We start from the raw sequence: 11493 nt of genomic DNA, 5'->3' as shown, positions 1-11493 counted from the left end.
TGACACTGGGCCGACAGGCAGGGGCGGGGCACCCGGGGTGGGACATTCTCCGGAGCAGAGAGGCTGACCCTGCGATGTCCAGACTGATCGCCGCCGTCACCACCGTCGTGGTCGCGGCCACCCTCGCCGTGGGCGCCGCGCTCGGCGTCGTCGCCCTGCTCGAAGCCACCCCCGAGCAGCCGAACACCCCACTCATCACCTATGAGCAAGCGGGCGAGGGGGGCTGAGCCGTGCCGGCCCGCACCGTGATCACCCGGTCCGCCTGGCACGAGGTGCCGCCGCCGAAGGTGCACCGGTTCGCGGCGATCGCCATGGCCGAGGCGCCCGCGCTCGCCGAGGAGATCCTGCACGAGATCCGCACCGAGTACCCCCACCTGCCGGTCGTCCTCGACGAGAACGGCGAGCCGATGGCCCTGGTCGGCATCCGCCGCGCCATCGAGGTCTTCGTCCAGCACCTCGCCGACAGCGACCACACGGGCCGCGGCCCGACCGTGCCGCCGGGCGTCTTCCAGGACTTCGGCCGCGGCGAGGGCTACAACGGGCGCAGCCTCGACTCCCTCCAGGCGATCTACCGGATGGGGGTACGGCTGGCCTGGCGCCGGTTCGCCGACATCGGCCAGCGCGTCGACATCCCGCCGCCCGCGATGTACGAACTCGTCGACGCGGGCTACGAGTACCTCGACGGCCTCGTCGACCAGTCCGTGCGCGGCTACGCCGAGGCCGCCGCCCGGCAGGCCGGGGAACGGCTGCGCCTCCAGCGCCGCCTGCTGGAACTCCTGCTCGCCGACCGGCACCACGGTGACCCCGCCGAGGCCCTCGTCGAACGGGCCGCGCGGATCGGCTGGCCGCTGCCCGACAAGGTCGCCGTCGGGGTGCTGCTGCGCCCCGCGCGGGAGGCGCTCGCGCCCGCCGTCGGGCAGGGGGTGCTGCTCGACCTGGAGTACGAGCAGCCCCGCATGGTGGTGCCCGAGCCGGACGCGGCCGGGCGGCAGGAACTCCTCCAGCGCGCGCTGAGCGGCTGGGCGGGCGCCATCGGCCCGCCCGTCGCGCTCGCCGACGCCGCGAAGTCGCTGCGCTGGGCGGAGGCGGCCGTACGGCTGATGGAACGGGGGCTGCTGCCCGCCGGTGAGGTGGTGTTCTGCACGGAGCACACCGAGGCCCTCGTCCTCCTCCAGCCCGAGGAACTCCTCGACGACCTCGCCGCCCGCTGCCTCGCCCCGCTCGCGCACTGCGGGCCCACCCACGGGCGGCGGCTCGCGGAGACGCTGCTGGCGTGGCTGGAGACCAGGGGCGGGGCGCCGGAGGTGGCGGCCCGCCTCGGCGTCCACCCGCAGACCGTGCGCTACCGGCTCCGCCAGATCCGCGAGCTGTGGGGCGCCGAGATCGACGACCCCGACCGCCGCTTCGAACTCGAACTGGTCCTGCGCGCCCGCCGCCTCCGCGGCGACCTGGGCACGACCACGGCGCAGCCCTGGCGGGCGGGAGGCCGGGGCAGGGCCCGCCGGGAGTGACGGCGCGCGGCACGCGGCGCTCGCCCCGGCGTACGGCGGTGTCACCGGGCGGGCCCGTCGGCACCTCGTGACGGCGCTGAGCGCTCGCCCGGCGTTCGGGCGGCGGCAACGGCACTCCGCCACGGCGTGCGGCCCTCGCGGGGGCGGTGGCAACGGCACTCTGTCACGGCGTGCGGCCCTGGCCGGGGTGGGTGTGGCGCCGGGCTGCGCCGTGCCTGCGCCCGGTGCGGTCCGCGCCCTGCCCCGTGCGGTTCGCGCTCTGCCCGGTGCGGTCCGCGCTCTGCCCGGTGCCGTCCGCGCCCCGCCACGGCGTTCACCCCGTGCCGGTGCGGGCGCCGATCGGCAGCCGTAGGAGGTCCGTGCCGACCACCACCCGGCCCGAGTAGCCGCGGGACGCCTTGGCCCGCCAGGTGTCGTCCGAGACGATGTTGGTGGCGCCGGGCACCAGGTGGCTCAGGACCAGGGTGGGGCAGTCGGCGCGCTCGGCGATCCGGCCGACGCGGACGGCGTCGGTGTGGCTGATCTCCATGTGCCGCAGCTGCGCGGGCCGCAGCCCCGCCATCGCGAGCGTCGGCAGGTCCATCACCTCGTGCACCAGCACGTCCGCGCCGCGCGCCAGCCGCTCCACGTTGCGGCACGGCGCGGTGTCCCCGCTGAACACCACCGCGCCGTCGGCGGTGTCGAAGCGGAACGCGAACGACGGGAACACCGGCGGATGCTCCACCAGCGTCGCCGTCACCCGCACCCGCTCGTCCCGCATCACCTCGAACGGCTTCGTCGGCGGCGCCACCGGCCCCTCCGCGCTCGCCCGTCCCCGTCCCGGCAGCCGGATGTCGTGCGGCAGCACCAGCTCGCGGATGTCGGGCCAGCCCTCGCTGCGCATCCGTACGTTGATGTCGTAGGCGGTGGCGGCGAGGTGCCCGGCGACCAGGTCGGACAGTCCGGGCGCGGGCTCCTCGGGACAGACCGTCGGCACCGGACGGCCCGCGGGCCAGATGTCCGGCAGGGCGCCCGCCGAGCCGGGCCCGTACAGGTGGACCGGGCCCGTCAGTGACTGGAAACCGCCGAAGCGCAGCCACAGCAGCGGCCACAGGTCGGAGAGGTGGTCGGAGTGCAGGTGGGTGAGGAACACGGCCTCCAGCTGGTCCGGCGTCAGCCACGCCTCAGCGAACCGGCCGAACGAGCCGGGCCCGCAGTCGACGAGATAGGCGCGGCCGTCCACGACGAGGGCGGAGGCGATGCCGGCCCGCCCGTGCATGGGCACGGGCCCGCCGCTGGTGCCGAGCAGGACCAGTTCGGTGCCGGAACCGGAGGTGGCGGCCGGGGTGGTCGCCGCCGCGGGCGCCGGACGTGGCAGCACCGTCGCCGCGGCGGTGAGACCGGAGGCGGCGGCGGTGGTGCGCAGCAGGGTGCGGCGGCTGACCGCGGGGGCGGGGGGCACGGATGCGGGCATGGCGATTCCAGGGAGGGGAGAGGTGTACGGGGCTGCGGGTGCCGGGCGTCGGGGGGCGCCCTCCTCAGCAGTCAACGTCTCCGGGCCGACCCGGGCTTTGGGCCGACCGCCCAAATCCCCGCCACTTCTTGGCGCGGGGAGCCCGTTTCCGGGGGAGGGGGTTTCGGCCATGTCGAACCCCCTTCACCTCAGGTGGCCCCCAGCAGCCGCGCGATCTCCAACGCCAGCCGGACCTCCAGACAGTCCGGGCCGAGGGGGCTTCCCAGGAGGTCGATGGCCCGGCGGACGCGGTAGGTGACCGTGTTGCGGGCGATGAACAGGTGTTCGGCGGCGTTCTGGGGGCTGCGGCCCTCGGCGAGGTAGACGCGCAGGGTCTCCCGCAGTTCCCGGGTACGCGGGTCGTCCGCGGCGAGAGGGCCGAGGACCCGCGCGGCGAACCAGCGGGCGTGTTCGGGGTCGGCGGTGAGGAGGGCGGCCGTGCTCACCTCGGCGTAGTCGCACAGCCAGCCGGTGCGGCCGAGGCGGGCGACGCGTTCCGCCTCCCGGGCGCCGCGGTGGCTGCGCCGGAAGCCCTCGGCGCCGTAGCCGACGGGGCCGAGCGCGGCGCGCAGCGGGCGGCGCTCGCGGACCCGGCGCGGCAGCTGGGCGAGGGCGTGCCGGGGCGGGGCGGCGGGCCAGCAGGCCCAGGCCCACAGTTCGCCGCTGCCCGCGGTGACGGTGAGGAGGTTCTCCGCGCCCGCCGCGCGGGACAGGTCGGCGGCCAGCTGCCGCAGCGCGTCACCGGAGTCGTCGGACGGGTCGGGTGAGGGGGAGGTGATGACGAACGCCGCGTGGTGGCGGGCCAGGTCGTAGCCGAGGGTACGGGCGGCGACCGACCCGCCGACCGCCCGCCCGGCGAGCAGGTCGGTGACGACGCGGCGCCGGGCGGCCTCGGTGCCGCGCCGCCACCGTTCGCGTTCGGCGACGTACTCCTCGGCGAGCCTGCTGGCCTGGACGTCGGCGTAGACGAACAGCAGCTCGCTGACCCGGTGGGTCTCCAGCGCGCGGACGTCCTCCGGTTCCTCGCCGAGTGCCTCCAGCAGACGGCCGTGCAGCCAGGCGTGCCCGAGCCGTACCCCGCGCAGCACCCGGTCCAGGGGCACGTTCTGCCGGGCCAGCTGGGAGTTGCTGGCGACGGCCTCCGGCGCGACCAGCGCGGCGGCGGGTTCCGGCTCGGTGAGCAGCCCGCGCAGCGCGATCAGCACGGTTGCCTCCACGGCCCGCTGGAACGGCACGTACGCGCCGGGACCGCCGTGTTCGGGGACCTGCCGCACGATGTGCGCGGCCATCTCCCGTGCCACCTCCACCGCCCAGCCGACCGGCCCGGCCCCCAGCCGCTCCTGTGCCGCGGCCACCGTCTCCGGGGCGCACGCCGGTTCGGGCGGCGGCCCGGACGGGCGCAGCCGCAGCAGCCACGACGGTGCGGAGGAGGCCGTCATGCTCATCCCGTCAGTACAGCAGAGACCGGGTGGAGATCAGCAGGGGAGCGTCCCGGGCGCGGACGGGGGAGGCCGCTCCCGGGACGCTCGTTCGGGGGTGTGGGCGGTGGTGTCAGGGGCGGGCCCCCGCGAGGCCCCGGGTGCGCAGCACCCGCCGCTCCAGCGGGGCGAACAGCAGCAGGTCGACGGCGATGCCGACGGTGAGGATCTCCGCGATGGTGGCGAGCACCAGCGCCATGTCCTGGTAGGAGCGGGCGTTCTCCAGCAACTGGCCGAGTCCGAGGCCCAGTTCGGGTGAGCTGGCGATGAGTTCGGCGGCCATCAGGGACCGCCAGGCGAACGCCCAGCCCTGTTTCAGCCCGGCGAGATAGCCGGGCAGCGCGGCGGGCAGCAGCACGTGCCGCACCCGGGCCGGCCCCCTCGCGCCGAGCACCCGCCCGGCGCGCAGGTACAGCGGCGGCACCTGGTCGACGCCGGACAGCAGCCCGTTGGCGATGGACGGCACGGCGCCCAGCAGGATGACCGCGTAGATGGTGGCGTCGGTGAGCCCGAACCACACCACCGCCGCGGGCACCCACGCCACCGACGGCAGCGACTGGAGCCCGGACAGCACCGGCCCGACCGCGAACCGGAGCGGTCGCACCGCGCCGAGCAGCAGCCCCAGCGCGGTGCCCAGCACCACGGCGACGGCGAAACCGAGCGCACCGCGCTCCATGCTGGTCCACACCGTGGACAACAGCGTCCCCTCGTACCACTGGTCGCTCAGCGCCCCCCACACATCGGCGGGCGACGGCAGCAGGTAGTCGGGCTTCACCTCCGCCTCGTACACCGCCTGCCACAGCAGGAGTACGACGACGGCGGCGGCCAGCGGGGGCAGCACCCGTTCCCGCAGCAGCCGCCCGAGGGGCACCCGGCCGCTCCCGGCGGGGGCGCTGTCGAGGGCGTCGAGGCCCGCCTCGACGGCCGCCGTCTCCCGGTCCCCGGTGCGCGGCGCCACCGTCTCACCGGCGCCCATGGCGTCGTATCTCCTCCCTCAGTGCGTCGGTGACCACGCCGGTCAGGGCGGCCTCCGGGGCGTCGGCCGCGCTCCACTCGCGGGCCACCCGGCCGGGCCGCGAGGACAGCAGCAGCACCCGCTGCCCGAGCCGCACGGCCTCGCGGACGTTGTGGGTGACGAAGACGACGGACAGGTCCTTCTCGGACCAGATCCGGGTCAGCTCCTCGTGCAGCACGTCCCGGGTGATCGCGTCCAGCGCCGCGAACGGTTCGTCCATCAGCAGCACGTCACCGTCCTGGGCGAGCGCGCGGGCCAGCGCGACCCGCTGCCGCATGCCCCCGGACAGCTCGTGGACGCGTTTGCCGTGGGCGTCCTTGAGGCGGACCAGCTCCAGCAGGTGCCGGGCCCGCTCGGGGCGCTCCCGGCGCGGGACGCCGCGCAGCCGCAGGGCGAGTTCGACGTTCCGTCCGGCGGTCAGCCAGGGGAACAGGGCGTGGTCCTGGAACATCAGCGCGGGCCGCCGCCCGCCGGGCACCTCGATGGCGCCCGTGGACGGCGCGTCGAGGCCCGCGACCAGGTTGAGGAGGGTGGACTTGCCGCAGCCGGAGGCGCCGAGCACACACACGAACTCGCCGCGCCGCACGGTCAGTCCGATGTCGTCCAGGACCGTCTGCCGCCTGCCGCCGTTCTCGAACCACTTGGAGACATGGGTGAGGCGTACGGCGGGCAGGTCCGCGTCGGCCGGGGCGAGGGGGCGGACCGGCGCACCGGACCGCACCACCGTTTCTGACATGAGATCGATTCCCTTGCTGAGTGAGGCTGAGTGAGTAGTACGGGTCGTCAGTCGCCGTCCACCGCGACGCCGAGCCCGGCGTCGGACACGGGTGGCTCGCCCAGGCCCGCGCGCACCCGGTTCAGCGCGCGCAGGTCGAAGACGCCGCGCAGATCCTCGGCCGAGGGGCCCTTGGAACGGCCCTCGGGGCCCAGCAGGTCCAGGTCCTGTGCCCGGTCCGCCTGCTCGGCCAGCGTGGCGGCGAGGGGGTCGTCGCCCAGCCGGACCCGCGCCCAGGCCGCGGCCAGGACGTCCTCGTCGATCGGTCTGCCGGTCAGCGCGTCGATGGCGCGGTTCACGCTCGCCCGGCCCTCCCGGGGGTGCTCGGCCAGCCAGGTGTTGGTGCGCGCCGAGCCGCGCAGTACGGCCTCCACGACGTCGGGGTGGTCGGCGAGGAAGGACGGCGAGACCACGACGAGCGCCGTGACGTACGCGCCGCCCTCCCACAGGTCCGCCTCGTCGACGACCACCCGGCCCCCTTCGGCGACCAGCAGCGCCGCCACCGGCTCCGGCACCCAGGCCCCGTCGATCGCGCCGCGCCGGAAACTGGTCGGGATCTCCTTCACGGACTGCCGTACGACCGTCACGTCACCGCGCCCGGTGCGCGGGTCCACCTCCCAGCCCTGCTGCCTGATCCAGTGCAGCAGGGCCACGTCCTGCGTGTTGCCCGCCTCCGGTGTGGCGATCCGCAGGCCCCGCACGTCGGTGTCCCCGGCCCCCGCGTCCGGGTCGACGACCAGGGCGACCCCGCCGGAGGCGGCGCCCGAGACGATCCGCAGGGCCCGGCCACCGGACCGCAGATAGCCGTTGACGGCCGGGGAAGGCCCCATCCAGGCGATGTCGACGGCCCCGGCGTTCAGCGCCTCCAGGGCCGCCGGGCCCCCGTTGAACACCTGGGTGCGCAGCCGGGTCCCGCCCAGTTCCTCGGTGAAGAAGCCCTCCCGCACCCCGGCCAGCGCGGTGGCGTGCGTGACGTTGGCGAAGTAGCCGATGCTGACCGACTCGGCCGACAGCGGCGGCCCGCTGCCGGCGTACTCCGGTACGGCCGCCACGTCCGGCGCCCGCGACCCGTACCCGCACCCGGCGACCGCCAGCCACATCGCGAGCAGCAGCACGAGCGGGGCACGGACGGGCCACCGGGCGCCGTCAGCCGTTCGCATCGGGTAACTCCGGGGCCGTCTCACCGGTCATCCCGGCGGCGAGGGTGGCGCCGTCGCCGGGGTCGATGAGGACGAAGGAGCCGGTGCGGCGGCTGGCGGCGTAGGCGTCGAACGCCACCGGCTCGGCGGTGCGCAGCTGGACCTGGCCGATCTCGTTGAGGGCGAGGCGGCCGGTGCCCGCGATCCGGCGGACCACCGCGCGCACGGTGCGCGTGGTGTGCTTCAGCAGTACGTGGTCGCCGGGCCGCAGCGGCCGTTCGTGGAGGTGGCAGACGGCGGCGTCGATGTCCCGGGACACCGTGGGCAGCGCCCGCGCCGGCACCACCAGGTCGCCCCGGGAGACGTCGAGGTCGTCGGCGAGCCGCAGCGCCGCCGACTGCGGGGCGCGGGCCGCCCCGGTCTCCGTGCCGAGGACGTCGATGCCGGTGACGGTGGTGGAGCGGCCCGAGGGCAGCACGGTGACCCGGTCGCCGACGCGCAGCGCCCCGGACGCCAGCTGACCGGCGTAGCGGCGCACCTCCCCGGTACGGATGACGTACTGGACGGGGAAGCGGGCGGGCGCCTCCGTGTCCCCCTCGCCTCCCTCCTCCGCGACCGGCACGTTCTCCAGGTGCTCCAGCACGGTCGGGCCGCGGTACCAGTCCATCCGCGTCGACGGTTCGACGACGTTGTCCCCGGCGAGCGCGGAGATCGGGATCGCGGTGACGTCGGGGACGCCGAGCCCGGTCGCGAAGCGGGTGAACTCCGCGGCGATCGAGGCGAAGACGGCCTCCTCGTACCCGGCGAGGTCCATCTTGTTGACGGCGAGGACGACGTGCGGCACCCGCAGCAGCGCCGCCACCGCCGCGTGCCGCCGGGTCTGTTCCACCACGCCCTTGCGGGCGTCCACGAGGATCACCGTGAGGGTGGCGGTGGAGGCGCCGGTGACCATGTTGCGGGTGTACTGCACATGGCCGGGCGTGTCGGCGAGGATGAACCGCCTGCGCGGGGTGGCGAAGTAGCGGTAGGCCACGTCGATGGTGATGCCCTGCTCGCGTTCGGCGCGCAGTCCGTCGGTGAGCAGCGCGAGGTCGGGCCCCTCGCCGGACGACGCCCGCGACACCGCCTCCAGCTGGTCGGCGAGGACCGACTTGGAGTCGTGCAGCAGCCGTCCCACGAGGGTGGACTTGCCGTCGTCGACGGAGCCAGCGGTGGCCCAGCGGAGCAGGTCGGGTTCGGTCGCCGCGGCGGGCGCTCCGGGCGCCCCGGGTTCCTCGGTGAGCTGGGGCATGGCGTTCGGGTGTCCCTCCGGTACGACGGTGGCCGCGGCCCCGGCGGTGAGCCGGGCCCTGGCCTCCTGGAAGATGCCGCGCATCATCAGCGCGGCGGTGACGTGCGGGGGATGGCCGTAGGGATGGCCGTAGGCCGAGACGTCCGCGGTCATCTCAGAAGTAGCCCTCCCGCTTGCGGTCCTCCATCGCCGCCTCCGACAGCCGGTCGTCGGCGCGGGTGGCGCCGCGCTCGGTGAGCCGGGAGGCGGTGATCTCGGCGATGACCTCCTCGACGCCGGCCGCCTCGGAGAGGACCGCGCCGGTGCAGGACATGTCGCCGACGGTGCGGTAGCGCACCCGGCGCCGCTCCACCGGTTCGCCGTCGCGGGGGCCGCCCCAGCCGCCGGGCGCCAGCCACATCCCGGAGCGCAGGAACACCTCCCGTTCGTGGGCGAAGTAGATCTCCGGCAGCTCGATGCGTTCGCGGGCGATGTACTGCCACACGTCCAGCTCGGTCCAGTTGGACAGCGGGAACACCCGGACGTGCTCGCCGGGCAGGTGCCGCCCGTTGTACAGCTGCCACAGCTCGGGACGCTGCCGGCGCGGGTCCCAGGTGCCGAACTCGTCGCGCAGCGAGAACACCCGCTCCTTGGCGCGGGCCTTCTCCTCGTCGCGCCGCCCGCCGCCGAAGACGGCGTCGAAGCCGCCGCCGGTGATGGCCTCCAGCAGCGGCAGCGTCTGGAGGGGGTTGCGGGTGCCGTCGGGCCGTTCGCGCAAGACCCCGCGGTCGATGTAGTCCTGCACCGAGGCCACGTGCAGGGTGAGCTGGTGCTCGGCGACCACCCGGTCCCGGTAGGCGAGCACCTCGGGGAAGTTGTGCCCGGTGTCCACGTGCAGCAGCGCGAACGGCAGCGGCGCGGGCGCGAACGCCTTCAGCGCCAGGTGCAGCATCACCACCGAGTCCTTGCCGCCGGAGAACAGCAGCACCGGCTTCTCGAACTCGCCCGCCACCTCACGGAAGATGTACGCCGACTCGGACTCCAGCACCTCGGTGTGCCCGAGGCGCCCGGTCACCGGCCGGGTGTCGACGACGGTCACAGCAGCCCCCTCTGGGCCATCAGCGTGTGCAGGGCCGCCACCGACTCCGGCACCGAGTGCAGCTGGGTCTCGATCCGGGCGTCCGGGGCGCGCGGCGGCTCGTACGGGTCGTCGACGCCGGTCAGCCCGGACAGCCGCCCGGCGCGGGCCTGCGCGTACAGGCCCTTCACATCGCGGACCGCGCACACCTGGAGCGGCGTGGCGACATGGATCTCCAGATAGGGGGTGCCGCTGGCCTCGTGCCGTTTGCGGACCGCCTCCCGGCTGTCCTCGTACGGCGCGATGACCGGCACCAGCACCAGGATGCCGTTGCGGGCCAGCACCTCGGCGACCAGGCCGATGCGCTGCACGTTGGTGTCGCGGTCCTCCCGGGTGAAGCCGAGCCCGGCGCTGAGGAAGGTGCGGATCTCGTCGCCGTCGAGGACCTCGACGCGGTGGCCCTCCCGGGTGAGACGGCTGGCCAGGGCCTGGGCGAGGGTCGTCTTGCCGGAGCTGGGCAGCCCGGTCAGCCAGACCGTGCCGCCCCGGGTCGTCGGGGTGCGCGCGCTCATGTGCCGCTCCTCGCCGCCGTGCCCGCCATCGGGACCACGCCGTGCGCGGCGAGCGTGCCGAAGCCGGGCGCGCACGCCCGCTCCAGCTCCTCCCGCTCGGGGTCGGGCAGGTCGCGCCAGGACGACGAGGGCTGCCCGACCCGGGCCGCGGCCCGCTTCTCCCACTCCGCGTCGACGAAGTCCGCGCCGAGGAACTCGCCGATGCGGTGCAGGGTCTCCTCGGGGGCGGCGAGCAGGTCCTCGTACCACACGTGCAGCACGTTCTCGGGCGGCAGCAGCGACAGCGCCTGGGTGCCGCGCTGCATCTCGTCCGCCCAGTAGGTGCCGAACAGCGACACCGGGACGCGGTAGTCACGCACCGCCGCCGCGTCGAACCGGTCCGGCAGGAAGGGCAGCAACTCCTCCGGTACGAAGCCCAGTTCGCTCTCCTTCGCCGGCTCTCCGGACGGCTGCTCGGCGTACGGGTCGCGGCCCAGGGTGAGGTGCAGCGCCATGACGACGGCGGCCATCCGGAAGCCGGTGTGGCGGCTCATGGACAGCGCGCAGTCCCGTCCGTCGCGCACGATGTGCAGGTAGCGGGCGTCGGGGAAGTGCTCCCGGAACTGACCGGCGAGGATCAGCGAGCCGCCGCTGCGCTCGGCCCACAGCGTCTTGCCGAAGCGGGCGCACAGCCAGGAGAACAGCAGCGCGTAGTGGTCGGCGACGGGCGCGTCCGGGAAGGAGGCGACGGCTGCCTCGATCTCGTCGTAGAGCGCGTCGGGGGTGTCGGTGAGGTGGGGGAGCGTGGTCAGCAGCAGGGCGGGGATGCCGTCCTCGGCGCTGAACCTGGCGCCGGGCGCGGTGGGCCGGTAGAGGATCTCCTTCGGCGCGATGCCGTGCGCGGTCAGCAGCCGGTTGACGGCGTTGCGGGACGACAGGATGCCCCAGAACTCCCGGGCGGTGACGGTCCCTTCGGGGAAGACCCGCGCGGATATCCGGTACATGTCGGTGAGGTGGTTGAACAGTTCCGACAGGCTGAGCACCTGTGGGTGGTCCCGCAGCAGTTCGGAGACGAGGGTGGAGCCGCAGCGGCCGGTGCCGGTGACGAAGACCTGGCCGGGGGGCGCTTCGATGGGGTTGGGCATGGTGGAGCCGTTCCTTCCGTGCGTCCGTGGAATCGGGCT

11 protein-coding genes are annotated in these 11493 nt (G+C 74.9%); 2 read left to right on the top strand and 9 right to left on the bottom strand.

The features are described 5' to 3' along the window. The first annotated feature begins 74 nt into the window (after positions 1-74). Both KBY47_RS02695 and KBY47_RS02690 read left to right on the top strand, forming a co-directional pair. Positions 75-227, top strand: a complete 153-nt coding sequence (locus KBY47_RS02695; protein ID WP_210919225.1) for a hypothetical protein — start codon at positions 75-77, stop codon at positions 225-227. 3 nt (positions 228-230) lie between these two features. Next, positions 231-1511 (top strand): helix-turn-helix domain-containing protein, encoded by a 1281-nt coding sequence (locus KBY47_RS02690; RefSeq protein WP_308405014.1) that lies wholly within the window; start codon positions 231-233, stop codon positions 1509-1511. Positions 1512-1824: 313 nt separating this feature from the next. Here the strand turns inward: KBY47_RS02690 and KBY47_RS02685 are convergent, their stop codons facing one another. The 9 genes from KBY47_RS02685 to KBY47_RS02645 form a co-directional block, all read right to left on the bottom strand. After that, complete coding sequence (locus KBY47_RS02685) at positions 1825-2964, bottom strand: MBL fold metallo-hydrolase (RefSeq protein ID WP_210919224.1); 1140 nt, start codon at positions 2962-2964, stop codon at positions 1825-1827. A gap of 188 nt (positions 2965-3152) precedes the next feature. Beyond that, entirely contained in the window at positions 3153-4448 is a 1296-nt protein-coding gene (locus KBY47_RS02680) for a CdaR family transcriptional regulator (protein WP_210919223.1), read from the bottom strand. A gap of 106 nt (positions 4449-4554) precedes the next feature. After that, positions 4555-5457 carry an ABC transporter permease gene (locus KBY47_RS02675; RefSeq protein WP_210919222.1) on the bottom strand — a complete coding sequence of 301 codons (903 nt, stop codon included), beginning with the start codon at positions 5455-5457 and terminating at the stop codon, positions 4555-4557. Then, on the bottom strand, positions 5444-6232 hold the full coding sequence (locus KBY47_RS02670; protein WP_210919221.1) for an ABC transporter ATP-binding protein: 789 nt from the start codon (positions 6230-6232) through the stop codon (positions 5444-5446). Before KBY47_RS02670 ends, KBY47_RS02675 begins: the two co-directional genes overlap by 14 nt. Positions 6233-6279: 47 nt before the next feature. Then, positions 6280-7431, bottom strand: a complete 1152-nt coding sequence (locus KBY47_RS02665; RefSeq protein ID WP_210919220.1) for an ABC transporter substrate-binding protein — start codon at positions 7429-7431, stop codon at positions 6280-6282. Beyond that, entirely contained in the window at positions 7418-8854 is a 1437-nt protein-coding gene (locus tag KBY47_RS02660; protein WP_374103050.1) for a sulfate adenylyltransferase subunit 1, read from the bottom strand. The genes KBY47_RS02665 and KBY47_RS02660 overlap by 14 nt, the downstream gene beginning before the upstream one ends. Before the next feature lies 1 nt (position 8855). Further along, a complete protein-coding gene (gene cysD / locus KBY47_RS02655; protein ID WP_308405013.1) occupies positions 8856-9779 on the bottom strand; it encodes a sulfate adenylyltransferase subunit CysD in 924 nt (307 codons plus the stop codon). After that, the gene (cysC, locus tag KBY47_RS02650) at positions 9776-10330 is read right to left on the bottom strand and encodes an adenylyl-sulfate kinase (protein WP_210919219.1); all 555 of its coding nucleotides are present in this window, start codon (positions 10328-10330) and stop codon (positions 9776-9778) included. Before cysC ends, cysD begins: the two co-directional genes overlap by 4 nt. Then, on the bottom strand, positions 10327-11454 hold the full coding sequence (locus tag KBY47_RS02645) for a sulfotransferase (RefSeq protein WP_210919218.1): 1128 nt from the start codon (positions 11452-11454) through the stop codon (positions 10327-10329). The genes cysC and KBY47_RS02645 overlap by 4 nt, the downstream gene beginning before the upstream one ends. Positions 11455-11493: the final 39 nt, after the last annotated feature.

It is taken from the genome of Streptomyces sp. B93, assembly GCF_018070565.1.
Taxonomy (GTDB): Bacteria; Actinomycetota; Actinomycetes; order Streptomycetales; family Streptomycetaceae; genus Streptomyces.
This window is presented reverse-complemented; position numbering and strand designations above follow the sequence as displayed.